The sequence below is a fragment of the Streptomyces sp. NPDC049915 genome, assembly GCF_040656475.1.
Lineage (GTDB): Bacteria > Actinomycetota > Actinomycetes > Streptomycetales > Streptomycetaceae > Streptomyces.
In genome coordinates this window covers 184,791-209,498 of sequence record NZ_JBFAMH010000006.1, presented here as the reverse complement: position 1 = coordinate 209,498, position 24,708 = coordinate 184,791, and the positions used below count along the sequence as shown (strand labels likewise).

Genomic DNA, 24,708 nt, shown 5'->3' with positions numbered 1-24,708 from the left:
TCGCCACCGAACGGCGGATCCTGGCCTATGTCAGATCTGTGATGATTTCTCCTAGGGTCACGGGGACGAGATGCGTGTCGAGCGGAGTCGGTGTGCGTGAGCAATCGGATGACGGCGGTATGACGGCGGGCACCTCGGACGAGGGGTTCGCACAAACCGGTGAGGACAAGACGCTGTGGGACATCGCCACAGCGATGCGCAAACTCGGTCCGCTTGCGAGCATGGCCCAGGTCGCCCGCGAGGCGGGGCTTACACCGGCCGCGCTGTACCAGCGCTTCCCCACACCCGACGTCCTGCGCAGCAGGCTGGCGGAGGCCTTTTACGACCGCCTCCTGAGCCATGCCGAGCAGATCCCCAGCCTGCCGGTCGACCAGCAGCTGGAGCACTTTCTGCGCACGGTCGGCCTGCATCTGGCGCTCAGCCACAGTGTCCTGCCGGATGCGTTCGGCGAGATGGCGTCCCCCGCCCAGCGTGAACGGATCTACGCCTTGACCGCCGACCTGCTGGAGCAGGGCAAACAAGCCGGAGTGGTGGCCGCCGACGTCGCCCTGTCCGACATCGCCGCCGCCGTCTGGGGGCTGCGAGGCGTCATCGCCACGGCCGACACCCTCGCGCCGGATGCCTGGGAACGGCACCTCGATGTCGTCGTGGCGGGCTTGAGGAACCCGCACATCACCTTCAGCCGTCCGCCTCTGGACGCCGAACTGCTGGATCGCGTCATTCACAGGCCTGCGTGAGCGGGACGGTGACGGCGCGGTCGTAAATGCCGGGCAGGCAGGCGGTGTCGGCGTTACGGACCGTGATCGGAAGCGCCTCCTCCCGTGCCCGGCCGGCGCCGGGTGGGGGCGGGGGCGGGTGGTCCGTCCAGGGTGCCGCGCCCGGGAGCGTCTGACTCCGGGGGCGAAGGGGGCTCACAGGACTTCCGGAAGGACACTGATCCGCCAGTTCGGCCACATGAGATGGTCCCTGACCCCCCACGCGTGAAACGCCGGGGGCCAGGGACCGGTGTGCGAGTCAGCGCTCTGCGGTACCGCCGCTTCCGTAGGAGCGGCGCACCGCATCCGCGGCCTTGTCCGTCTGGGCGTCGTACTTGTTGCCGGTGCGCTCGTCGATCACCCGCTCGGCGCCCTGCACACCCTTGTCGGCCTGGTCCGGGTGGCCCTTCGCCATCGCCTTGGCCTTGTTCGCCAGGTCTCCCAGCTTGCCCATGGATACCTCCCGCGATGATGCGTGCGTCGTACCCAGCCGCAGGTACCCCAGGTCCGGCCCCTCACTCCACCGCCCTCGCCATGCGTGCGCGCACTGATCAGGTCGGCGTCTTCGGCTGGAGCTCGCCGACGTGGTCGGCGCGCAGTTGCTCGTTGATGCGCTGAGCTTCTTCGAGCTGGTCCTCGAGGATGACGATGCGGCAGGCGGCCTCGATGGGGGTGCCCTGGTCGACGAGTTCGCGGGCCCGGGCGGCGATGCGCAGTTGGTAGCGGGAGAAACGACGGTGGCCGCCTTCGGAGCGCAGGGGGCTGATCAGGCGGTGTTCGCCGAGGGCTCGGAGGAAGGCGGGGGTGGTGCCGAGCATGTCGGCGGCGCGGCCCATGGTGTAGGCCGGATAGTCGTCGTCGTCGAGAGGGCTGACGGCGCGGGTACTGCGAGGGGGCATAAACCTCTTCTTCCAAGGGACGCGTCGGGGGGCCCGGGTGCCGTACTGGCACCCGGGCCCCGAGCTTTCAACACCATCTACCGGCAAACTGCGCGCCGGCTTTTCGGTTCCGCAGGTTCCGCCTGAGTGGGCGGGGCTGCGGGGATCGCGGATGCGTGACCGGGGACCACCTTCCAATCCGGGGCCTGCGGTACCCGGGCGGACTGCTTCCTCGCCCGGGCGATCCTGATGGCGTTCTGCTCCTTACCTTCGATTACTCGGTCGTACTGCTGATACGGCGGGTACTGCTCGCGGCCCCGGTGGGGCCGTTTCCTGCTTGACCTGCTTGCGCGGCAGTCCGTGCCTGCCGTGCCCTCTTCGACTTCCTGAGTACACCAAAACAGTAACCGCACGACGAACCAATGTCTACTGCCGCCGAGGTAGATTTTCTCCAAGGGCAGTCCTCGACCTTCTGCAGCCTGGAACCAGGCAGAAGCCGGATCGTATGCAATGCAACGAATGTGTCCCGTGGCTCGACATCGTCGAAGGTCACTCGAGGCGCCGACCGGCGGGGAATGCCGGCCGGCGCCTCGGAGACGGCCGTAGGGTGATCAGGCGGTGATCAGGCGAGGTGCCGGGAGAAGAACCTCAGGGTGCTGTCGAGCTCGAATCCCGGGATGTGCCCGTGCCTGCCGGGGTTGGCGTGGAGCGTCTTGTCGACCGACCCCAAGGCATCGAACAAGGCCAGGCTCTGCTCCCGTGGGACGCGCTCGTCGTCCCACTGCGCCAGGAACTCGACGGGTACGGTGATCCGGGCGGCGTCCGCGGCTTTGCCCAGGACTCCGCCCAGTCCCAACACAGCGGCGCGGACCCGGGGTTCGGCGGCGACGAACGGCACGCCGAGGCCGCACCCGAGCGACACCCCCCAGTAGCCCACCGGACCGGCGCCGACATGGTCGAGTTGCTGCACCGCATCCAGGACCGCCCGCCATTCCGGAACGGTCTGACGGGCCACCAGCGCCTGGAAAGCCGCGATCAGCGGCGCCATGTCTTCGCCGGCTTCCACACGCGCCTGGTTCTCGGTGGCGATCCGGTCGTACTTTTCGTCCACCGGCCGGTCGCCATGGCCGGGCACGTCGACTGCCACGACGGCGAAACCGCACTCGGTCACCAAACGCCGCGCAGTGTTCAGGACGTCGGGGGCCTTCTTGTGCTGACCGCCGCCGTGGCCCATCACGATGAGGGGACGAGGGCCGGACGCATCTTCCGGCGTCCACAACGCGCCGGGGATGTCGTCGAGGACGAAGAGCTGTTCGCGGACGTCGTCGAAGGACGTCTCAGAGGTGAAACGCATGCAGGTTCAAGCCTTTCGGGATGCCTCTGCGGGCACTCCTCAGGCCATGCGGGAGAAGGAGGCCCGATCTGTCGTGGTGTTGATCGGTCTCACCTCCTCGGTTCGCTGCGGCGCACGGCAACGGGGAACGTACCACGGAGGCCGCCGAGTTGGCCGCCGTGGCCCTCTTCGGAGGCGGCACCGGTCCCCGCGTCGCGGGCCGGCCGGCGACCCGGCGGATCGTGTCGGGTGTCGGCCCCCTCCCGTATGGCGCGGTCCGTCACGTGGTGGAAGCATGGAACTGGTGCTATCCGCCCACTCCACGCTCTGGCGAGGAGGGATGGTCATGGCCAAGCGTCTGGTCGTCTGCTGCGACGGCACTTGGAACTTCGCCGATCAGCCCAGCAAGACGAACGTGGCCAAGGTCGCTCTTTCCGTGCGTCAGGGGTCCGCCTCCGGTAAGGAGCAGCGGATCTACTACCACAGCGGCGTCGGTACCCAGCGGCGGGAACGGCTGCGCGGCGGGGCCTTCGGTGTGGGGCTGTCGCGGAACGTCACGGACGCCTACCGGTTCCTCGTCGAGACGTACGAGCCAGACGACGAACTGTTTCTCTTCGGCTTCAGCCGTGGAGCGTTCACCGCGCGCAGCCTCGCGGGGCTGGTGCGCAACAGTGGCATCCTGTGCCGGGAACACGCCGAGCGGACGCAAGAGGCATGGTCCCTCTACCGCGATCGGAACGAGCAGCCGAACGGCGCGGCTTGCACGTTGTTCCGCCGTTCGTACGCGCGAGAGACGGAGATCCGCTTCATCGGTGTGTGGGACACCGTCGGTGCGCTGGGCATACCTCTGCCGGATGCCGCTGCCCTGCAGCCGGCGGTGAACCGGTTCAACCACCGCTGGGCGTTCCACGACACCGAGCTGAGCCGCTGGGTCAACGGGGCTTTCCAGGCGCTGGCCATCGACGAGAGGCGCTCGGCGTTCCGGCCGGCGCTGTGGCACCAGCGATCCGGCGCCTCCCGGCAGGGGCAGGAGCTGAAGCAGGTGTGGTTCGCCGGGGTGCACCTCGACGTCGGCGGCGGGTACAGCGAGACGGGGCTGTCCGACGTCACTTTGCTGTGGATGGTCGACCAGGCGCGGCGGTACGGCCTGGAGTTCGACGGCGTCGCGCTCAGCGTGGCCGGGCCGCAGGTGATGAGACCGCAGGACAGTGTCGACTTCCGGGTCGAGCCGAACGGTTCGGGCCTGCTGCACGAGTCCCGAAAGGGCCTGTACCGGCTGGCCAAGGACTACCACCGGCCCTTGGGCAGCGCCGTGAACGACAAGAACGAGGCCGACGGCAACGAGTTCCTGGCGGTGCCGGCCAAGGAGCGCTACGACCGCGACCCCGCCTACCGGCCGCCGGAGCTCAGGCGGTATCTCGCCGCTCAGGAGCGGGTCCGGCTGGAGCCCGTCCTGCTGCCGGACCTCGCGGCCGGCCTGCCGCCGATGCCGCCTGCCACGCCCGCGCCGGGCGCTCACCCCACCAACTGAGCATTTCTGACTGCCCACGGATCAGGCGCCCCGGTGGACGAAGGGTATGGGGCCCACGACAAAGCGGGTGACTGCGGATAGCCGTCCCTGGGGGGGCCGCCCCGAGTGGCGAGCGCTCGCCGAGCCGAGTGACCATGGTGGAAACGACCCGTTCGGGGGCCGCACGCCCAGGAGGCGTCAGTGGCACACGGCAACCACACGGACGTGCTCGTCGTCGGAGCCGGGCCGGTCGGGCTCACCGCGGCCCTGGAGCTGCGCAGGCAGGGGGTGACCTGCCGGATCGTCGACCGGCTGCCCGGACGACTCCCCTACGCCAAGGCGGTCGGCGTCCAGCCCCGTACCCTCGAGATCTGGGACCGGATGGGTCTGGTCCGGGCAGCGCTCGAGGTGGCCGTCCCCCTGCGCGGCCAGCTCGTGTACGTCAACGGTGCCGAGCAGGGCCGTTACGACTTGGCTCTGCCGCCGGACGTGCCGTACGGGTTCGCCGCGCTCCCCCAGTACGAGACCGAGCGTCTGACCGAGGAGGCCCTGGCCCGCCACGGCACGCACGTCGAGCGCGGCACGGAACTGGTCTCCTTCGAGCAGGACGCGGAGGGAGTGACCGCCCGCCTGACCCGCGCCCCCGGTACCGAGGAGGAGCTGCGGGTGCGTTTCCTGGTGGGCTGCGACGGCGCGCACAGCATCGTCCGCAAGGGCCTCGGGCTCGCCTTCGAGGGCGGGGCGTTCCCGGAGGAGTACATGCTGGGGGACGTGGAGGTCGACTGGGACCTGCCCGAGGGGTACGGCCTGCGCGCCCTGCACCTGGACGGTGCCGGTGCGGTGGACGACGCCCTGGTGTGCATCCCGCTGCCGGGTGTGAAGCGGTACCGCATGTCGATGCGGGTGCCGCCGGAGCTGTCGGCGGTACGGCCGGAGGACCCGGGCTCCTGCGGACCCGAAGCCTCCGGTGGCGATGGAGTCGCGCACGGTCTGGAGGGCCGGCGGGTGCCCGGCCTCCCGGATATCCAGGCCGTGCTGGACCGGCTCTCCCCGCAGCGCACCACGGCGTCGGCCCTGCGCTGGTCCTCGGTGTTCCGGATCAGCCACCGCATCGTGGACCGGTACGGCGAGGGGCGGGTGTTCGTCGCCGGAGACGCCGCCCACATCCACCCGCCCACCGGCGCCCAGGGCATGAACACCGGTATCCAGGACGCCTGCAACCTCGCCTGGAAGCTCGCCCTCGCCCTCGCCGGCCGTGCCTCCGCCGGCCTGCCGGCGAGCTACGACGCCGAGCGACGGCCGGTCGGCGAGGAGGTCGTGGGCCGGACCGTGCGCCACGCCACCGCGGGCGGTGTGCAGACCGACCCGGAGGATCCCGGCACGGTGATGCTCCGCGAGGCCCAACTCCTGGTCAACTACCGGGGCAGCCCCGTCGTCGACCCGCCGGGCGGCGGCCCCGGCCCACGGCCCGGCGACCGGGCACCGGACTGCGGCGGACTCACCGGCCCGATCGCCGCCTATCCGATGCGTCTCCATGACGTCCTGCGCGAGCGCGGCACCGTACTGCTGCTGTACGGGCCGGGGTCGTCGTACGGCGCCGGTGGCGTCGCCTCGTACGGGGAGCTGGTGGAGCAGGCGCGGCTGAAGTCCGGCGGGCGGGTGGACGTGTGCGCGGTGTGTCCGGCCGGGGCGCCGCCCGACGGCGTTTCGATCCCGGTTCCCTGTTACCGGGACCGCAACGGCGAGTTCGCCTTGAGGTACGCGATCTCCGCGCAGGAGCCGACGGCCCTCGTGGTGCGCCCGGACGGATACCTCGGCGCCCGGCTGGAACGGCCCGACACCACACGCCTCGGCCGCCACCTGGAGGCGGTGTTCGGCACCGACGGCGGCGCCGGCGCGGCCCGGAGCCGAGCGTTCGGTCAGGGGTGAACGCTGCCGAGCCGCAGGTCGGCGAGCAGCAGGTGGTGGTCCGAGTACGGGGTCGGCTGCACCCGGTGTTCGAGCGCGACGATGCCCCGGAGGAAGAGGTAGTCGAACTTGCTCTGCCAGTCGGTGGTCGGCTCGCAGTCACTGGTGGGCGCGTGGTGACACCCGGGGTCCGCGTCCGCTGCCAACGCCCACATCTCGCTGAGTTCCGGGGTCTCCGGCACGGCGTTGAAGTCACCGAGGACGATCACGCGGTCGTGCCGGGCGACGGCGGCGGCGAGCACACGGGTCTGTTCCGCCCGGACCGCCTCCTGACGCCGTTGGGCGAGGTGTGTGTCGAACACGCGGACCAACTGGCCGCCCACCGTGGTGGTGACCGCCATGTAGCCGCGGTCTTCGGACCCGCCGTCGGGGTATTCCGCGGTGACGACGTCGGTGATCGGTGCCGCCGAGAGGATCGCCTGTCCGAAGGCCCCCGGATGCCACGGCGCTCCCCCACAGCGGCCCCAGTTCCGCAGAACGGAGCCGTACGCAACGTGGTAACGCAGCCCGAAGTGGCGCGCCAGATCGGCCCGGATCCTCTCGACGTCCCGCACGCACGCTTCTTGCAGGCCGATGACCTGCGGCGCATACGTGGCGATCTCCGCCGCCCGATCGACGCTCCTCGCCTTGCAGGGGTTGCAGAGGTTCCACGTCATGACCCGGTTCGGTACGACGTCCCTGGCGACCGCCGCGGGCACCGACCCGACCGGTGCGCTGGGGCCGACGAGCACCAAGCACGCCATGATCACGGCGCCCGCGAGCAGACGCGTGCCCCTACCGAGCACCATCGCCTCCCCGCAGTGGATGCCCACGCCGTCCGGCGTCTCCGTGTACGAGGGTAGGGGACGCGGTCGTCGTCAGCGGCCCCCCGTCGCCGTCCCGGGGGAGAGTCCCGATGGCGGTTGCGCGGCGGCGCACTCGTCGACCGGCAGGGGCACGGGCTGCTCCTGCTCGCGGGCGGGGTGCGGCGCGGAGCCCTGCGTGTGCCCCGCTGTGGCGCCGGCCTGGGCGTGGGGCTCACGTTCGGTGCGTGCCGGTGCCCGGCGCAGCGCCATGTGCAGCACCGGCATCAGAACACACGTGACCGCCGCGCTCTGCCACAGCAGTGCGTCGAGCCGGCCGGCCGCGAGGTAGGCGCCCGCGGCGACGGCGGCCAGGGCGCACACCCCGCGGTCCACGATGCTCTCCACGGACAGCAGCGTGGCGCGCGGCGCGTCCGGCGGGACGGCGTCGTTGACGAGCTTGCGCTGCACGGGATAGACGAACCCGGTGATCGCGGCGAACGCGCACAGCGACACCACCACGAGCCAGGGCCCGCCGAGGGTGGTGCCCGCGAGGACGGCGGCGAGCGCCACGCTCAGCAGGGACACCCACTGGACCGCCGACAGCCGGCGGCTCAGCCACTGCGGGCGCGCCGAGGCCACCGCTTCGGCCACCGTCATGGCGGCGAGCACGCTGCCGTGGGTGCTTTCCCCGATCCCGTGGTCCAAGAGCACGGGCTGAAAGAGGTTGACCTGGCAGATGCGCGACAGCGTGAACACGGCCACGCCCTGCACCATGAGCAGTAGCAGCCACGGGGAGGCGCGCAGGGCCCGCAGGGCGGCACCCGTGTCGCGCAGCAGGGTGCCGCCGCGGCGCCCGCGCGCGTGCGGCCCGGTGTCCCGCGGGCGCGCCGCGAGGCGGGGCAGCGCCAGGGCACAGGCGAGCGACCCGGCGGCGCCGGCCGCACTGAGCACGTACGGGGTCGGCGTGGCCAGCGCCATCAGCGGGCCGACGAGCGGCCAGCAGACGACCTTCGCGGCCAGCCCGAGTGACCGCGCGGTGCCCTCGGCCCTCAGGTAGTGCGCCTCCGCCCCCTCGGCGCGCAGGCCGTCGTAGAGATAGGCGCTCGCGGCGCCCGAGGCGAGTGAGCGGCCGGCCGCGATGGCGAGGAAGTGCACGAGGAAGCCGGTGTACGACGGGGCCAGGACCGGTGCCAGGTTCGCGGCCGTCATGACGACCGCGCCCGCCCGCAGGCAGTTGCGGGCGCCGATGCGGTCGGCGATGACACCGGTGGGTATCTCGAACAGGCAGAACGCGATGTAGTAGATGCTCTGGATGCCGAAGATCTGGCCGTCGGACAGACCTGCGTCGCGCTGGTAGGCGTAGAACACGGGCATCCACCAGAGCAGGTTGAACAGCAGCTGGAAGCCGTTGTTCAGGCGGATGATCCGGCGGGCCGCCGGGGAGCCGACCCGCTCGGCGCGACGACGCCGGTATGCCGGCCCGCGGCGCATACGGCCGCTCACCGGGCGTAGGGGCGGACCTGGACGAGGCGGAACGCCCCTTCGTCGGTCATCAGCCACTCGATGTCCAGGGCGTCGTCGGGGTCGTCCGCGCTGAAGTGGGACTGCAACAGGCGTCCGGTGAGCGCCAGTCGGGCCAGCGCCGCCCGGGTCCGCGGTGGCAGGTCCTCGCCCGAGGTGCCGACGTCGAGCGTGCGTCCGCCGCCCTCGACGGTGTTGTAGAGGTACTGGTGCGGCAGCACCGAGCCGTCCACGACCCGCTCCGGCGAACCGGGCGCGCAGTTCACGTACACGTTGCGGAAGTCCTCGCGGCGGGTCGGGTTGCAGGTCACCAGCACACCTCCGAGGCTCGCGGGCAGGTACTCCTGGACGATCACGCCCATGTAGGTGTCGTCCAGGGAGATGCCGAACTGGTGGCGCAGGCGCACACTGCGCGGCGACAGCAGCGACGCCCACACCTGCCGCACGGCGTCCATGAGTTGGTCGGTTCCGTGGACGGTGGTCACCGAGTCGTAGATCCCCGCGGCGGAGAAGCCCGGCAGGTCCTCGGCGTTGGAGGAGGAGCGGACCACCATGCGGTGCCCGCCTTCCGGCAGCCCCGGCACCGACGCCGTGATCGCCCGGGCCACCTCCTCGGGCATGGGTGTGGCGCGCACGAGGTGCTGGAGGTTCAGGCACAGCGGGTCCACGATGTCGAACGCCTCGAGTTCCAAGGCCATCTTCAGCTTGCCGATGCCCTGTTGGAGGGCGGGCGAGGAGGTGAGGAACAGGTGGTGCAGGCGGAAGGGCAGCGCCACGCCCTCGGGGGCGCGGACGGTCTCAGCGACGCACCGGGCCGCGGCGGCTCGCAGCTGCTCCCGTGACGCCCCCTGCTCGCCGAGGCGAGCGCCCAGATGGCCGAGGAGGTCGCGGCGTGGCGGGCGCGGGCGGGCGTAGAACTCCGTCAGGTCGGCGGTGCGGCTGTCCAGGACGTGGTGCAGTTCTCCGAGGTTGGCCGCCTTGGTGCCGTAACTGTCGCGGTCGGTGCGGCGCAGCCGGTGCAGGGCCAGGACGGGTGCCTCCTCCAGCAGCGGTGTCTCGATGCGGATGCGCTGCTGGTGCCAGGCGGGCTTCTGCAGGTGCGGTGCGGCGGCAAGCGGCTCCAGGGTGATGGAATCCTCGCTCACCCGGTAGCGCACCCAGGCGCCGTCCAGGCCTTCGCGCCGCGCGAGGGCGTCGAGGTCGCGGACGATCGCGTTCGGGATGCCCCAGCCCGACGCCAGCACGTTCGTGTGGGAGAGCGGCGTGATGGGGGCGGTGTTGACGAAGCCGGCGACCCTGGGCACGTCGTCGGGCAGACGGGGCATCGCGACGATGTCCGACCAGCACAGCTCCGCGGCGGCGGCCTCGTACTCGGCCGGGGTGCGGAAGTGCCGCAGGCGGCCTTCGGCCTCGCCGGGGTTCAGGCAGGTGCGCGTCCGGTTGCCGAACAGCGTGTGGCTGAGGATGCGGGGGACGTGCGCCTCGCTGATGGAGGCCAGTTCCAGTTCCTGGCTGTGGTTGGCGGGCTTCAGCAGCAGCGGCAGCCGTCCGTCCACCCGTCCGCGCACATAGAGGTAGAACTCCTCCAGCAGAGCGCCGTGCATGGTGTCCGCCTCGGTGGTCTCCAGCACCAGGAAGGGGCACTCGGAGCCGTCCGCCGCCCGGTCGGTGTGCAGGGAGAGCACGCCCAGCAGGAACCGGCGTTCCGGGTCCGTGTACACGGAGGCGTTGAACGCGTCGAGGTCGGCGTCGAGTTCGTCGAGGGTCATGCCGAGGACGCGGGTGGCGATGTAGTTGACGTGGAAGGGGTGGACCCGCGTGTCGAGCAGGTGCCAGGTGTGCTCGACCCGGTCCACCACGACCTTGAGGTACGGGTGTCCGGCGAGCACCCCGGACAGCGTGCGGAACAGCGGCAGCGACAGGTTGGCGCCGACGACGGTGCGGTCCCCGCCGGCCTCGGGCACATCGGCCCGGTCCAGTGTGACGGTCATGCCCGCACCTCCTGCGCGGCGTACACGGGCAGGATGTCCGGCAGGGCGTCCACGAGGGCGGTGAAGTCGCGGACGACGGTCTGCGGCCGGTCGGCGGAGAGCCGGCACAGCCCGGCCATGGTGTTGGCGCCCGCGGCCGGGTCGTAGACCGGGACGGGTGTGCCGTCCGGCAGCGAGCTCTCCTCCACGACGGACAGCGTGCTGCCGGCGCCGAGCGGAGCGGACCGGACCAGCGAGGCGGAGTCCCACACGTGCCGGTGGCGCCACGGGTCGCCCGAGCCGTCCACGGCGAGGACGACGAGGGCTCCGGCCGCGCCCTTGGCGTCCGCGGGCGTCAGCGCCTCGGACGGCCAGTCGGGCGAGCCGCCGAGCAACTGGTCGGTGAACGTGCCGACCAGGTCGAGTCCGAAGACATCCTCGATCTGCGGCACGGTCATCGCGCCGCCGAAGCGCGCCGCCGTCTCGATCACCCACATGCGGCCGTGGGCACCGAGCTTGATCTCGGTGTGGGTGCCGCAGTTGTCCAGGCCGAGGGCGTCCACGGCCTGCCGGGCCAGTTCCACGATCCTGGCCTGCGCCTCGTCCCCGACCGCGGCCGGGGTGATGCCGGCGCGTTCGGTGAACGGAGCCACGGTCGGCATGCGGCCGCTCAGGCAGACGGGCCGGAAGGCACCCTCGACGACCACGCCCTCGACGCTGACGTAATCGCCCCAGCCCGGTCCCTCGAACCACTCCTCGGCGCAGCCGCTGACGATCTCCTCGACGATGAAGTCCTCGCCGGCGCCCGCGACATGGAGTTCGGCGTATCCCAGGCGCGCCGACTCGGTCATCACCGCGTACGAACGGGCCCAGGCGGCGGGGGCGTCCGCGGGCGTGGCGATGATCTGGTGCGCGGTCGATCCGGCGCTCCAGGCCGCCTTCAGCAGCAGTGGGCACCGTAACTCCTGTGTTGCCGTCGCGAGTTGTTCCGCCGTCGCGACGGGCCGGAACCGGGGCTGCGGTATTCCCCGGCGCTCCCAGGCCGCGCGCATGAGGCGCTTGTCCCGGGCGAGGGCCGCGGCAGGACCGGCGCCGCGCAGCCCGAGCCGGTGCGAGGCCTCGGCGACCGCGACCACCGCGTACTCCGAGAAGGTGACCACCGCGTCCGCACCGACCTCGCGGGCACGGGAGACGATGAGTTCGACCAGGTCGTCCTCGCCCGCGGCCCCGCGTGCGACGACCGAGGCACACAGTTCCGCGAACGGATGGCCGGCGGGCAGCTCGCTGAGTGCCAGCAGGTGCACCTCGGACCTCGCGGCCACCCTCGGCAGGGCGTACCCGACCGGGGGTCCGCCCTTGGCATGCACGTACAGCACCTTCGCCACGGGACTCCAACTCCTTCTGCTCCGGGGGTCCTTGTCCATGCCGCGCCAGGGTTCGCACGGCAGGCGAAGCGGCGGCGCCCGGGGTTCACCGGCGCTCCCGCCGTTTCGCGGTCTCTTCCAGCGAAGCAGTCCGGTTGCCCGCCCCTCGCCGTGCCGACCACGGACCCATCAGGCGAATGCCTGAGTCCGGAGGGGAGTTGGCGTCTTGTGAAGGTCCGGTGATGCGTCGGCGCCCGGTTCGTGAGCACGTCTTCGGCGGTCGGTCCACATCGCCCCTCCCGGCATGTCCCGGCACCTACCGGACACGCATGAGGTGTCACGCACAGTGACATTCGTCGAAGATTGAAGGAGTTGAGCCGTGGACGAGGCCGATTTCAAGACGCTGCTCGCCACTCTCCCGGTGTCCTGGTGGGAGGCCGACGACGGCTCGGGACCGGTCGAGAGCGGGGGTGGCGCTTTCGCCGACGAGCGCGCCGTCCGTCGGTTTCTGGAAGCGCTGCGGGCCGATCTCGGCGGCCCGTCGGCCCGGTTCGACGACGGCCCCTACCAGGCGCGGTTCGAAGGCCGCACCTTCGACGTCAACTGGTGGGCCCCGGGCGAGGGCGAGCGGCGGCGCCGCAGCCGTGGAGTCGCGGTCGAGGTGGGCGGCGCCCCGGCGGGCACCGGAGCGTACACGTCGTTCGCCGACCTGAGCCCGGCCGCGCTGTTCGTGCGCGACCCAGCCGGGCGTTACGTCTGGGCCAACCACGCCTATGCCCACCTGTACGGGACCACGCGGGACCGTCTGATCGGCCGTCATCTGACGGAGTTCGACGGCCCCGAGGACGCGGCCCGGTTCCTGGCCCTGGACGACGAGGTCCTCACCGGCGGCCACTCCGTGCGGCACACGCTCGTCTACCGGCGTACGGACGGCTCCCCCGGTCACGCAGCCGGTTACCGCTTCCCCGTGACCTGGGGCGCGCTGCGCTGCGTGGCGGGCATCTACGTGGACGTCAGCGAGTACACGCACGCGCTCGACCAGCGGCGCCGGGCCGAGGAGGACCTGCGCGCCCTGCGCGACCACAGCGGTCTGCCCTGCGTGCGCCTGTCCGCGGACGGGGTGGTCGGGGAGGCGAGCACCGCCGCCGCCGAACTGCTGCGCGTCCGGCTCCGCGACCTGCTGGGATCCCCGGCCGACGCCCTGCTGGCCGAGACACCGGAACGCGCCGCGCTGCACGCGATCTGGGACGACCTCACCGGCGGCCGGCGCAGAAGCGCGCAGTCCACTGCCGTGCTCGTCGACGGGGACCGGCGCCGCCGCCGCGTGTGGGTCCACTTGAGCGTCGTCAGCCGCGCCCGGGGCCGGGACCTGGGCGTGTGGGCGGTCGTCACCCGGCCCGGCCTGAGTCACGAGCCGCAGCTCGCGCTGACCGCCGCCCAGGTACGGATACTCGCCCTGCTGGCCGCCGGCTACACCAACGCCGGCATCGCCGAGGCACTGCGTCTGTCGCGGCAGACGGTCGACTACCATCTCGCGCGCCTCAGGCGCCTCCTGGGAGCCGCCACCCGACCGGCACTCGTGGCCCGCGCCTACGTGCTCGGCATCCTCGCCCCGCACTCCTGGCCGCCCCGCTCCACCACGGCGGCACATCCGCTCAGCACCGCCTGACCGATCATGCCGGTCGCAGGGCGAAAGGTACGGTCCAGGCCGCCGTTCTGTGTCCCGTCGGTGAAGGAGGCGTGGGGGAGTTGTCGGATCTTGGAGTCGGGCATGGCGCTCGGTGTCACGTCTGCGGTTTTGTCGTGTTCACTTCTCCAACCCCCCACACTTCTTGGAGACTTCATGTGCCGCGCCGCCTTCAGGCTGCCCGCCGCCCGTGTGCCTGCCCGGCTCGCGGAAAGCCTCGGCCCAGCCCGGAGACCGTAGTCGCGCCGCCCGCACCTGCCGGGCGTCCGCATTCCTTGCGTACGCGACGGGCTGTTCCGTCAGCGTCCACTGCCGCCGCAGCCCAGCGCGCTTCATGTCATGCGCATGACATTGACCGTCTGTCAGGCTGCGGCGCGGTTCCACCACCCCCCACGAACAACCGGTCGGCCCCATACCGACCGGACCACCCCCCACACATACACAAGGAGTCTGCGTGAACTCCCGTTCCAAGCGTCACCAGCACACCCTGCTGGCCGTTGCCACCGCCGTCGCAGCCGGAGCGCTGATGAGCACCACGCTCAGCACCGCCGCCACGGCCCAGCCCACCGGCACAAACCGGTCCGGCGCCGCACCGGCCGCCCTGTCCGCGACGGCCCGCACCACCCTCATCCAGCAGGCCAGGACCGAGGCCGCCGGTACGGCGAAGGCGATAGGACTCGGCGCCCAGGAGAAGCTGGTCGTCAAGGACGTCGTCCGGGACGCCGACGGCACCGTGCACACGCGCTACGAGCGCACCTACGCCGGCCTGCCCGTGCTCGGCGGCGACCTGATCGTGCACACCGCGAAGTCCGGCAGGACCGAGGGCGTGACCAGAGCGTCGAAGAGCGCGCTGAAGCTCGCCTCACTGGCGCCGGACATCGCCCCCGCCCAGGCCGAACAGCAGGCGCTCGGCCTGGCCAAGGCCGCCGGCTCGGCGAAGTCCCGTGCGGACCGGGCGCCCCGCAAGGTGGTCTGGGCCGGATCGGGCACGCCCGTCCTCGCCTACGAGACCGTCGTCGGCGGCCTCCAGGACGACGGCACCCCCAACGAGCTGCACGTCATCACCGACGCCGCCACCGGGAAGAAGCTCTTCCAGTACCAGGGCATCGAGACCGGTGTCGGAAACACCAAGTACAGCGGCAAGGTCGACCTGACGAGCACTCAGTCCGGCTCGTCGTACACGCTCACCGACGCGACCCGCGGCGGTCACAAGACGTACAACCTGAATCACGGCTCCTCGGGCACCGGCACGCTGTTGTCCCAGGACAACGACACCTGGGGCGACGGCACCGTCTCCAACGCGGCGACCGCCGCCGCGGACGCCGCCTACGGCGCGCAGCAGACCTGGGACTTCTACAAGAACACCTTCGGCCGCAACGGCATCAAGAACGACGGCGTCGGCGCCTACTCGCGCGTCCACTACGGCAACGCGTACGTGAACGCGTTCTGGGACGACAGCTGCTTCTGCATGACCTACGGCGACGGGGAAGCCGACAAGGACCCGCTGACCTCGCTCGACGTCGCCGGCCACGAGATGAGCCACGGCGTCACCTCCAACACCGCCGGCCTGGAGTACTCCGGCGAGTCCGGCGGCCTGAACGAGGCCACCTCCGACATCTTCGGCACCGGCGTGGAGTTCGCCGCGAACAACTCCAGCGACGTCGGTGACTACCTCATCGGCGAGAAGATCGACATCAACGGCAACGGCACGCCGCTGCGCTACATGGACAAGCCCAGCAAGGACGGCGGCTCGGCCGACTACTGGTCCTCCACCGTGGGCGACAAGGACGTGCACTACTCGTCCGGCGTCGCCAACCACTTCTTCTACCTGCTGGCCGAGGGCAGCGGCAAGAAGACGATCAACGGGGTCGACTACGACTCCCCCACCCAGGACGGCTCCACCGTCACCGGCATCGGCAGGGACAAGGCGCTGCAGATCTGGTACAAGGCGCTGACGACGTACTTCACGTCGACCACCAGCTACGCCGACGCCCGCAAGGGCACCCTCTCGGCGGCCGCCGATCTCTACGGCGCCGACAGCGCCGAGTCCAAGGCGGTCGCCGCCGCCTGGACCGCCGTCAACGTCAGCTGACAGCGCACGCGTGACGGGCGGCATCCGGGGCTTCCTCCGGGTGCCGCCCGCCCGCGCGCCGGTGGTGGCCGGCAGTCCTTGGCCGATCCCGTCACAGAGGCGGTAGCTTGGACGGATGTCCGCACTACCGGTGATTCTGTTGCTGTCGGGGAGCCTGCGCAGCGGCTCCACGAACGAGGCCGTGTTGCGCACCGCGCAGGACGTCGCGCCGTCCGCCAAGGTGGAAGCGCTGCCGTACGACGGCCTGGCGGGGTTGCCGCACTTCAACCCCGACGACGACACCGACCCATTGCCCGCGCCGGTGGCCGAACTGCGTGCGGCGATCGACAACGCCGCCGGGATCCTCGTCTGCACGCCCGAGTACGCGGGCACACTGCCGGGTTCGTTCAAGAACCTGCTCGACTGGACGGTCGGCGGAACGGAGATCTGCGACAAGCCGGTCGCCTGGGTCAACGCGGCGGCCCCGGGCCGGGGTGAGGGCGCGCAGACAACGCTGCGGACGGTACTGGGATACACCGGCGCTGACATCGTGGAGTCGGCCTGCGCCAGGATTCCGGTGGACCGCAAAACGGTCGACGAGAGCGGCGTCGTGAACGATCCTGAGGTGCGCCGGGCACTCGGCGACGTCCTGCGCCTGCTGGCTTCGGCCGCGGCGCGGGGAGTGGCTACGGGACAGCAGGCGTAGCGTGCCGGCAAGGCCACCCACACGTGGTCGGTTGTGTGCAAGGGGCTGCGGCCCGTTGCCTCATGCGGCGAAGCCGATGTTGGTGACGTACTCGTCCTGGCTCCATTCGGAGCCGAGGTCCACCACCGCGTCACTGATCCAGGCGTCGTCCAGGGCTGCCGGGTCGTCGTCGGCCCAGGCCTCGACGATGCGGTCCCCATGGCGGACGTTGAGCGTGCGGAAGGAGACGGCGCGCTGGCGGGGCCGGTCGACCTGGGACTGATTGAGCGGATGGAACTCCACCCGGGTGCCGCGCCCGGCACGGTTGAGACGGGCGAGCAGGGAGCGGGCGACGTTGTGGCGGCGCACGATCCGGTAGGCCGTCTCGATCCGCTCGAGGTTCTTCTTCGACCGGGCCCGCCTGCCGTCCAGCCATGCCTTCAGGGTGCGGTCGGTGACGGTCAGGCCGGCCTCTCGGGCCGCCCGACGCGCGCGGTCGCTGCGGGTGAGGCAGTGCAGACGTGCGAGGAGGCCGCGGCACGTCGTGACGGGGGGCGCGATGAAACCGGCGAGAGCGTCGAGCTGCCGGGCCACGGCCTCGTGCCCCTTGATGCCGCGAGCTCCGTATCTCCCGAACTCGAGATTCCTCTCCGGCACCTTCGCCCTTTCGGTCCGTTCGTGAGCGACGTTCTGAACGTACACAGCAAGCCGGCCCGTGATACGTGTGCCAGCGGATCACCACTGCGAGCCGGGGTTGGTTTGGGCCGGGTCGTCGTACGGCTGCAGCTTCTCCCGCAAGGCGTGCGCTCGGCGTCCTCGCTCCGGGGCCGACAGACGCAGCCCGGTGACCGGAGGAAGGCACCTGCTCGCGCGGGCAACCGTTGTTACAGTTCGAGCATCCTGTGAACACCCGTTGTTACCAGTCCTGTTGGGCGCGTAACCTGTCCCCCCTGCTATGACGGCGACAGCAGTTGGCAACGGGGGCCGTGCGCATGACGCCATTCCGGACTGACTCCGACGAGCTCTTTCCCGACCCGGACAACGCGAGGGCGGACGCCTTCGTAAGTGAGTACCCGACCACCATCGGGCCCTCCGACCCCGCCCGGCTGACCACCCGGCCGCCCCTGTTCGTCTTCCGGGTCGACGCCGAGGGCAGCGTGTACGAGGACGGCACCGCGCGCATCCTGGAGGCGTTACGCAGGCCCCTCGACGACCGGGGCAAGCTCGTCCCGTACGCGCTGGTCCATGCCGCCGACGAGCCAGTGCTGCTCACCGAGGCGGCCGGTCTGGCACTGGCGGACGGCGCCCCGCGCCACATGACGCCCGACCGGTACCCGCACTTCGACGTGGTGCGGTCGCTCGTCACCCATGTCCTGGACCATCCCCGGCAGCCGGTCGGCGGGCTCGCCGACGAGCTGCGCCGGCACGCCTGCGACCGGCAGCAGGCCGAGCGCCGTGGCCTGCTGGGGCACCTGCCGCGGCCTGCCTCCACCAGCCTCTCCCCCGACGGTGCCGACCTGAAGGGCTGGCTGGTCAGGGTCTTCTGGCTGTCCTTCACCTGCTATCTCCCGCGCTGGGCCTGGTCCCGCTGGATCTCGCGGAAGGTGATGCGGCGCTGGTTCGGCGGCATGCCGGATGCCGGGGGCCGCAGGGACCTGTACCGGGCGATGGCCCACGTCGCCACCATGCAGGGCCCCCGGCTGCGCGGCACACCCGGCGAGCCGCGCCACGAGGAGGCCCTGCAGGCCCTGGAGAGGATCCTGCTGCGGGCGCTCCTCGAAGACCTGGCCACTCCGAAGATCGGCAGGTACCTGCCCAAGCGGCGCCGCCGCACCACACGGCCCGTGCTGCTCGTCGAGGTGCCACCGCCCGGCTCGGAGGGCGCCCGCCGCGCCGAGCGCTTCCTGCGCGCCCTGCACCAGCTGCAGGCCACCGCCCCGCGCCCGGGACCGCTCGTCGTCGCGGTGGGCAAGCCGTCCCCCGAACTGCTCGCCGAGCTGCAGCCACGCGAGTGCACCCTCTCGCAAGCCGCGAGCGCGCTCGGGGCACAGGACGGCGGCCCCGTCACGGTCGTGTTCCGCGAGCCCGCCCTGACCGGCCCCGGCCTGCCCGTCGCCCACGTCGAACCGCACCGCCCCTTCCGCACCAGCTGGCGCACCACGGCCTCCCTCCTCGCCGCCACGGCCGCCCTCGCCCTCATCGCGGGCGGCATCACCGCGGAGCGCATCCGCGACGGCGGTGACCGCACCTGTCTCGGCGGCAGCGAGTCCGTGGCCACGGCGGCCCGCACCAGCCCCGTCCCGCTGGACCCCGAGGGCTGGTACGACGCCGCGCTCCAGGCGATCACCGCGCAGAACAAGCGCGCCGAGGGCTACGCCCGACAGGGCCGCAGAGTGCGCACCGTCGTCGCGTTCGTCTCGAGCCGGCCACGCACCGAGGACGAGACGCGGTTCGACGGCACGATCCCGGAACTGCGCGGGATCGCCATGTGGCAGCAGAAGCTGAACTCCGACGCCTCCTCCGACCAGAACCTCGTGCCGCTGCGCGTCGACGTGCGCCCCACGGGAGAGGGGTACCGCAACGCCGTGCCGGAGGCGCGGAAGCTGGTCGCCGAGGCCGACGCCGAAAGCAAGGCGGAGGATTACAGGAAGGTGGTCGGTGTTCTCGCGTACGCCCAGAGTCGCGACGAGACGCGGGCCGCCCTCCAGGTGCTCGGCGAGGGCCGGATCCCGACCGTCGGCACCACGGCCACGGCGAACGAGATGCTGGACGGAGCGGCGAGCGTCACCTACTGGCCCTTCACGCCGGACAACGGCCGCGAAGCCCGTATCGAGGCGGACTTCGCACACAGCGCCAACATCATCGCCCGGCCCGACGACGGCGACGGCTGCTCCCCCGCCCGGCAGGCCATCGTCATCGAGGCCTCCGCCGACCTGTACAGCCGCAGTCTCGCCGGCCGGTTCGTGGCGGCCTTCCCCGGCACCACACGGATCTTCAACTTCAACCAGGACGGCGACTTCGACCCGCAGCCGCCGGGCGGCGCGCCCAACCTGTCCAGCGCCGACGTACTCGCCGAGCAGCTCTGCCAGGCGCTCGCCGAGCAGCCGGAGTCGGTCGTGTACTGGTCGGCTCGTGCCAAGGACTTCGCCGCGTTCATCACCGCCATGGACACCCGCGGCACCTGCATCGACCGTCCCATCACCGTGCTCGGCGGGAACGAGCTGACCAACGTGGCGCAGACCGGCGCCTTCGCCAACAAGAACTGGCTGCGCCTGTACTACTCGGCGCACCGGCTGCCGGTCACCAGCGAGTACGCCAGCGACAGGACACGCCTGTTCGTGTCGGCCTACGACGACTTCGTACGGGCCGGTGCACGCGGCATCGACCCGTGGCGGCAGGACGGCCACTCCGCGGTGTCCTACGACGCCTTCCACGTCCTGTCGCAGGCGGTGGCCCAGGCGTGGCTGCGCGACAAGGAGATCAAGCGAAGCTCGGTACTGGTCGCGCTCAGTGGCGGTGTCCACTTCAACGGCGCGACGGGGGAGGTCTCCTACGGCCAGGGCGGCAACGCACCGCCCGTCGACAAGACACTGGTGATCCTGCGCCAACTCGGCGACGAGCCGAAGGCGGTACTGGTCTGCGGTGCCTACGACGAGAACCGGTCAAGCCGCACGGAGGGCCCGCCGTGCGCGCCATGAACGGTGACGAGCCCCATGCTCACCGATCAGTGCCGGACGAGACAGAACGGGTGGCCGGCGGGATCGGCGAAGATGCGCCAACTCCGCTTTCCGTCACCCGCATCGAGCAGTGTGGCTCCCCTTGCGATCACCTCTTCCTGGGCCTGGTCGAGGTCCTCGACCTCCAGGTCGAGGTGGAACTGCTGGGGCCGAGCAGGATCCGGCCACTGCGGCGGCCGGTGGTCTGCCACCCTCTGGAACGCGAACACGAACCCGCTGTCGGAATGGAGCGTTGCCCAGCCGTCGTCGAGCGACCACCGTGGATCCGGTTGGTTCACCACGCCGCCGAGCAGCCCCTGATAGAAACCGGACAGCTCGAGGACGTCGGCACAGTCCAGGACCACACATTGCAACTTGGCGATCATCGGGACAGCGTAGCCATGCCCCAAAAAAGGGACCATCACACATTGACCGCCCCCGTCGCGCTGATCGAGGAGGTCGAGGCCACGCTGAAGGCCCTGGAGGGTCTCGGGTCACCCGTGACCTGGTGACAGCACCCACGCCGCCCTGGGGGAAACCCCCTCTCCGAGACGGTGACTGGCTGGCTGTTTCGGCTGGTCGGACGCCGAGAGACTCGGTGGCATGACGTTTTCCCCGCAGGCCGCCGTCGCGGCCACCGTGCCCGCAGCGCGACCTCGTCCGTCCGACTCCGGAGCCGGCAGTGACTTCGCCCGGCTGTCGCGTCGTATCACCGAGGCGGGACTGATGAGACGCCGTCCCGGCTACTACGCGGCGCGGCTCAGTCTGGTGATCGCGCTGACGGCGGGCGGATGGGGAGCCTTCGTCGCGCTCGAAGACACGTGGTGGCAGATGGCGACGGCCGCCTTCCTGGCGCTGATGTTCGGGCAGATCGCCCTCCTGGCACATGATCTGGCGCACCGTCAGGTGTTCCGGCGACGCCGGCCGAGCGAGATGTGGGGCCGCCTCTTCGGCAATCTCGGGATCGGCATGAGCTACGGCTGGTGGATGAACAAGCACACCCGCCACCACGCCAACCCCAACCACGAGGAACTCGACCCGGACGTCGCCCCGGACATTCTGGTGTGGTCAACGGACCAGGCCCGTGGCAGCCGGGGGCTGGCCCGTCTCATCGGTGGTCATCAGGCCGGGCTGTTCTTCCCGTTGCTGACGCTGGAGGGCTTCAACCTGCATGTGGCGAGCCTGCGGGCGCTGCGTTCGCCGGGCCTGAAGCACCGGACGCTGGAGGCGACGCTGCTGATGCTCCACCTCGCGGCCTATCTGTCCGCGCTGTTCCTGGTGCTCTCCCCCGGCAAGGCGGTGGCGTTCCTCGCCGTGCACCAGTGTCTCTTCGGCGTCTATCTCGGCTGCACCTTCGCACCGAACCACAAGGGCATGCCCACGTTCCGCGGCGATGAGCGGCCCGACTTCCTGCGCCGCCAGGTGCTCACCTCACGCAACGTGCGCGGTAGCCGGCTGACCGACGTGCTGCTCGGCGGGCTCAACTACCAGATCGAGCATCACCTGTTCCCCAGCATGCCCACGCTCCATCTGCGTCGTGCGCAGTTCGTCGTGCGCGCCCACTGCGCAGAGATCGGCGTCCCCTATCACGAGACCGGCCTGATCCAGTCGTACCGGGAGGCCCTCACCCACCTGCACCGGGTGGGTGAGCCCATCAGGCAGCAGCGCCGAGGGGCCGCCTGACACCGCTCCCCGAGGCAGGGGTGAGGCGGTCCCGCCACCGTCGGGGGGAATCGGTGGCGGGACCGCGGAGTGCCCGGGGCTGGAGGGGGGGACCAACTCCCCCGAGCACGTCTGCATACGCCGCTGCCCCGGCTGCGCAGATATATGCAAACGGATTTCCCTCACCCGCGGATGTTCTTCGTTCCCGTCAGGGCGTGACCATCCGGTCCTGCTCCACCAGCGGTGTGCCACCGTGCCAGTCCAGCGCCGCGCCGAAGCGGACCAGCTCGCCGTACAGCGCCGGATCGACTCCCTCGGCGAAGACCAGGTCGAGCACGGCCGACGCGGCCTCGGCCGGCGGCTGTGCCTGGCTGTAGTCGCTGAACCAGGGACGCGAGGTGGCGGTGTCGACCATGCCCGGGCACACGGACGCGATCAGAGTCCCGACGGCGAGGTCGCCCTCACGACGCTGCGCGGCCACGGCGCGGACGGCGGCGACCTGAGCCACCTTGGACGGCACGTTCAGCCAGACCGGCCAGCCCGCTTCCTGCGCCGTCTTGCGATGAATGGCGCTGCGCCATGACTCCACGGCGTACTCGACCTGCTCCAGGCTCGCTCCGTCGAACAGCTCATGCAGTCGCGGATCGAGGTGGCCCAGGGTGCCCAGACTGCTGGCCACGACGAGCAGCCGGCCGCCCGGACGCAGGACGGGGCCGAAGGAGCGCAGAATCGCGTGCGTGGCGGTGTTCGAGACGTCGATGAACTCGTCGGCCCGCTCGGCCTGCGAGTCTCCTGGCAGGACGCGGGCGACCGCGTTGGAGACGACCACGTCCACCCCCGCGTGCCGGGTCCGCAGGTCCTCGGCGAGGCGGGTGATCGCGTCGGTGTCCGTGACATCGAGGACCTGTCCCTCGACGCGGGCGCGTGTGCCGGGCAGCCGGCGGACCTCACGGACGGCGTCGGTGACGCGCTGCGGATTGCGGCCGGTGAGCAGGACCAGGTCGTCCGCGTTCATGCGGGCCGCAAGCCCCTCGACGAGAGCGCGGCCGAGACCCTGGTTGGCGCCCGTGACCAGGGCGATGCGAGAAGCGTTCATGCAGGCCACGCTAGGAACCCGGCACCCATGAGTCCAACGAAAGTTCCGCACGGCTAGTATGCGCAAACGTCATGGACTTCACCGATGTGTCACTCACCGCGCTGCGCGTCTTCCGGGCGGTGGCCGAGCAGGGGACCTTCACCGCGGCCGCCGCGTCACTGGGTTACACCCAGTCGGCGGTGTCCCGGCAGATCGCCGCGATCGAACGGGCCGCGGGCGCCCAGCTGCTGGAGCGGCGACGCGACGGTGTACGGCTCACCGCGGCCGGCCACGTCGTCATGCGCCGTGCGACGACCGTGCTCGACGAGATCGAGGCGACGGCCCGTGAGCTGTCCGGCCTGCCCGGACAGGCCGGCACGGTCCGTCTGGGGTGGTTTCCCAGCGCTGGCGCCGTCCTGATCCCGCGCGCCCTCGCCGCGCTGCGCCGCACGGATCCCGGCCTGCACGTCGTCGGCCGCGAGGGCACCACCCCGGCACTGGTGCGCGCCCTGCGGGCCGGCAGCCTCGACCTCGCCCTGCTCGCCTCGGCGCCACCGTTCCGACCGCCGGACACCGAGTCACCCCCGCTCGCGCTGCAGACGCTCGCCGAGCGGCCTCTCCGCCTGGCGGTGCCCGCGGCCCACCCACTGGCGCGCGGTGCCTATGTCGACGTGGCCGATCTGCGCGGGCAGCGCTGGATCACCGGGCCCTCCTCGGGAGAAGACCGGCTGATGGGCGTGTGGCCGGGCCTGGAGGAACGGCCCGAGATCGCCCACACCGCCCGCGACTGGCTCGCCAAACTCCAGCTCGTCGCCGCCGGCTGCGGCTTGACCACCGTCCCCGCCGTCCTCGTGTCCGCCGTACCGCCGGGCGTCCGTGTCCTGCCCGTGCGCGGTGGCCCCCAGGAGCAGCGGCGCCTGCTCCTCGCCCGGCTTCTCCACCCCCCGACCGACCCGAGCGTCCGGGTCGCAGCGGCGCTCCGTGCAGCGGCCCTCGACGCCGAAACACCTGCGCCGCCCTCTTGACGCCCGTTCCCCCGGCGCGACCGCATCCGGCACGCCTTCTCCCGCGGGAGCGATGACTTTCGGCGGCGTACGGGGTCTGCTCCGGTATGACCCGCATCATCGCTGACATCTCGATCTCGCTCGACGGCTTCGTCACCGGGCCCGACCCGAGCCAGGACAAAGGTCTGGGCACCGGCGGCGAGGCCCTGCACACCTGGGCCTTCTCCGACGATCCCGACGACCGCCGGCTCCTGCACGAGGCGACCGCCCGCTCGGGCGCCGTCGTCCTCGGCCGCCGTCTGTTCGACCTGGTCGACGGGCCCAACGGCTGGGACGACACGACCGGTTACGGCGCCGGCGAGGCCGCCAAACCCGCGTTCGTCGTCGTGACGGGCTCGCCGCCGGAATCGGTACGGCTCACCGACTTCGACTGGACGTTCGTCACCACCGGTATGGCCGACGCCCTGGCCGCCGCCCGCGAGCGCGCCGAGGCGGCATCGGCCGCCGTCGGAAAGGACCTCGACGTGATCATCATGGGCGGCGGCACCACGGTCGGCACGGCGTTCGACGCCGGGCTGGTCGACGTGCTGAGCCTGCACCTCGCGCCCGTCGTGCTCGGCTCCGGGACACCGCTGTTCACCGGAACAGCACCGCGCACGCTGGTGCAGCGGAGTGTGACCTCCACCTCGACGGCCACACACCTGCTCTACGACGTCCTCTGACG

General features: G+C 71.2%; 20 protein-coding genes. 10 read left to right on the top strand and 10 right to left on the bottom strand.

Annotated elements, in window-relative coordinates; genetic code table 11:
- The first annotated feature begins 74 nt into the window (after positions 1-74).
- Positions 75-737 carry a TetR/AcrR family transcriptional regulator gene (locus tag AB0J12_RS13080; RefSeq protein ID WP_363264356.1) on the top strand — a complete coding sequence of 221 codons (663 nt, stop codon included), beginning with the start codon at positions 75-77 and terminating at the stop codon, positions 735-737.
- Between the two features lie 277 nt (positions 738-1,014).
- Here AB0J12_RS13080 and AB0J12_RS13075 read toward each other — a convergent pair whose 3' ends face one another.
- The 3 genes from AB0J12_RS13075 to AB0J12_RS13065 all read right to left on the bottom strand — a co-directional run bounded on the left by AB0J12_RS13075 (position 1,015) and on the right by AB0J12_RS13065 (position 2,987).
- Positions 1,015-1,209, bottom strand: coding sequence for an antitoxin (locus AB0J12_RS13075; protein ID WP_363264355.1), 195 nt, complete (start codon positions 1,207-1,209; stop codon positions 1,015-1,017).
- Between the two features lie 97 nt (positions 1,210-1,306).
- Positions 1,307-1,654 carry a MerR family transcriptional regulator gene (locus AB0J12_RS13070; protein ID WP_363264354.1) on the bottom strand — a complete coding sequence of 116 codons (348 nt, stop codon included), beginning with the start codon at positions 1,652-1,654 and terminating at the stop codon, positions 1,307-1,309.
- Between the two features lie 601 nt (positions 1,655-2,255).
- Complete coding sequence (locus AB0J12_RS13065) at positions 2,256-2,987, bottom strand: alpha/beta hydrolase (RefSeq protein WP_363264353.1); 732 nt, start codon at positions 2,985-2,987, stop codon at positions 2,256-2,258.
- A gap of 325 nt (positions 2,988-3,312) precedes the next feature.
- Between AB0J12_RS13065 and AB0J12_RS13060 the strand changes: the two genes are divergently transcribed.
- Both AB0J12_RS13060 and AB0J12_RS13055 read left to right on the top strand, forming a co-directional pair.
- Complete coding sequence (locus tag AB0J12_RS13060; protein WP_363264352.1) at positions 3,313-4,497, top strand: DUF2235 domain-containing protein; 1,185 nt, start codon at positions 3,313-3,315, stop codon at positions 4,495-4,497.
- A 180-nt stretch (positions 4,498-4,677) separates the two neighbouring features.
- Positions 4,678-6,405 carry an FAD-dependent monooxygenase gene (locus AB0J12_RS13055; protein ID WP_363264351.1) on the top strand — a complete coding sequence of 576 codons (1,728 nt, stop codon included), beginning with the start codon at positions 4,678-4,680 and terminating at the stop codon, positions 6,403-6,405.
- Here AB0J12_RS13055 and AB0J12_RS13050 read toward each other — a convergent pair.
- The 4 genes from AB0J12_RS13050 to AB0J12_RS13035 form a co-directional block, all read right to left on the bottom strand.
- On the bottom strand, positions 6,396-7,232 hold the full coding sequence (locus AB0J12_RS13050) for an endonuclease/exonuclease/phosphatase family protein (protein ID WP_363264350.1): 837 nt from the start codon (positions 7,230-7,232) through the stop codon (positions 6,396-6,398). The two genes, AB0J12_RS13055 and AB0J12_RS13050, sit on opposite strands and share 10 nt — an antisense overlap.
- Positions 7,233-7,301: 69 nt before the next feature.
- Positions 7,302-8,720 (bottom strand): MFS transporter, encoded by a 1,419-nt coding sequence (locus tag AB0J12_RS13045; RefSeq protein ID WP_363264349.1) that lies wholly within the window; start codon positions 8,718-8,720, stop codon positions 7,302-7,304.
- 8 nt (positions 8,721-8,728) lie between these two features.
- Positions 8,729-10,741 (bottom strand): PEP/pyruvate-binding domain-containing protein, encoded by a 2,013-nt coding sequence (locus AB0J12_RS13040; RefSeq protein WP_363264348.1) that lies wholly within the window; start codon positions 10,739-10,741, stop codon positions 8,729-8,731.
- On the bottom strand, positions 10,738-12,105 hold the full coding sequence (locus tag AB0J12_RS13035) for an ATP-grasp domain-containing protein (RefSeq protein ID WP_363264347.1): 1,368 nt from the start codon (positions 12,103-12,105) through the stop codon (positions 10,738-10,740). Before AB0J12_RS13035 ends, AB0J12_RS13040 begins: the two co-directional genes overlap by 4 nt.
- A 358-nt stretch (positions 12,106-12,463) precedes the next feature.
- On the opposite strand from AB0J12_RS13035, the gene AB0J12_RS13030 reads away from it, so the two are divergent.
- The 3 genes from AB0J12_RS13030 to AB0J12_RS13020 all read left to right on the top strand — a co-directional run bounded on the left by AB0J12_RS13030 (position 12,464) and on the right by AB0J12_RS13020 (position 16,548).
- Complete coding sequence (locus tag AB0J12_RS13030) at positions 12,464-13,753, top strand: PAS domain-containing protein (protein WP_363264346.1); 1,290 nt, start codon at positions 12,464-12,466, stop codon at positions 13,751-13,753.
- Between the two features lie 472 nt (positions 13,754-14,225).
- Positions 14,226-15,863 carry a M4 family metallopeptidase gene (locus AB0J12_RS13025; RefSeq protein ID WP_363264345.1) on the top strand — a complete coding sequence of 546 codons (1,638 nt, stop codon included), beginning with the start codon at positions 14,226-14,228 and terminating at the stop codon, positions 15,861-15,863.
- Positions 15,864-15,978: 115 nt separating this feature from the next.
- Complete coding sequence (locus tag AB0J12_RS13020; protein WP_363264344.1) at positions 15,979-16,548, top strand: NADPH-dependent FMN reductase; 570 nt, start codon at positions 15,979-15,981, stop codon at positions 16,546-16,548.
- Between the two features lie 60 nt (positions 16,549-16,608).
- Here the strand turns inward: AB0J12_RS13020 and AB0J12_RS13015 are convergent, their stop codons facing one another.
- A complete protein-coding gene (locus AB0J12_RS13015) occupies positions 16,609-17,184 on the bottom strand; it encodes a transcriptional regulator (RefSeq protein ID WP_363264343.1) in 576 nt (191 codons plus the stop codon).
- Between the two features lie 335 nt (positions 17,185-17,519).
- Here AB0J12_RS13015 and AB0J12_RS13010 point away from each other — a divergent pair, with 335 nt between their 5' ends.
- Positions 17,520-20,225, top strand: coding sequence for an ABC transporter substrate-binding protein (locus tag AB0J12_RS13010; RefSeq protein ID WP_363264342.1), 2,706 nt, complete (start codon positions 17,520-17,522; stop codon positions 20,223-20,225).
- Between the two features lie 26 nt (positions 20,226-20,251).
- Here the strand turns inward: AB0J12_RS13010 and AB0J12_RS13005 are convergent, their stop codons facing one another.
- The gene (locus AB0J12_RS13005) at positions 20,252-20,629 is read right to left on the bottom strand and encodes a VOC family protein (RefSeq protein ID WP_363264341.1); all 378 of its coding nucleotides are present in this window, start codon (positions 20,627-20,629) and stop codon (positions 20,252-20,254) included.
- 217 nt (positions 20,630-20,846) lie between these two features.
- Between AB0J12_RS13005 and AB0J12_RS13000 the strand changes: the two genes are divergently transcribed.
- Positions 20,847-21,926 carry an acyl-CoA desaturase gene (locus tag AB0J12_RS13000; protein WP_363264340.1) on the top strand — a complete coding sequence of 360 codons (1,080 nt, stop codon included), beginning with the start codon at positions 20,847-20,849 and terminating at the stop codon, positions 21,924-21,926.
- A 187-nt stretch (positions 21,927-22,113) separates the two neighbouring features.
- Here the strand turns inward: AB0J12_RS13000 and AB0J12_RS12995 are convergent, their stop codons facing one another.
- Positions 22,114-23,001: an SDR family NAD(P)-dependent oxidoreductase gene (locus AB0J12_RS12995; RefSeq protein WP_363264339.1), complete on the bottom strand. Its 888-nt coding sequence runs from the start codon at positions 22,999-23,001 to the stop codon at positions 22,114-22,116.
- A gap of 71 nt (positions 23,002-23,072) precedes the next feature.
- On the opposite strand from AB0J12_RS12995, the gene AB0J12_RS12990 reads away from it, so the two are divergent.
- Together AB0J12_RS12990 and AB0J12_RS12985 are read left to right on the top strand one after the other, a co-directional pair.
- The gene (locus AB0J12_RS12990) at positions 23,073-24,005 is read left to right on the top strand and encodes a LysR family transcriptional regulator (protein WP_363264338.1); all 933 of its coding nucleotides are present in this window, start codon (positions 23,073-23,075) and stop codon (positions 24,003-24,005) included.
- A gap of 86 nt (positions 24,006-24,091) precedes the next feature.
- On the top strand, positions 24,092-24,706 hold the full coding sequence (locus AB0J12_RS12985; RefSeq protein ID WP_363264337.1) for a dihydrofolate reductase family protein: 615 nt from the start codon (positions 24,092-24,094) through the stop codon (positions 24,704-24,706).
- Positions 24,707-24,708: the final 2 nt, after the last annotated feature.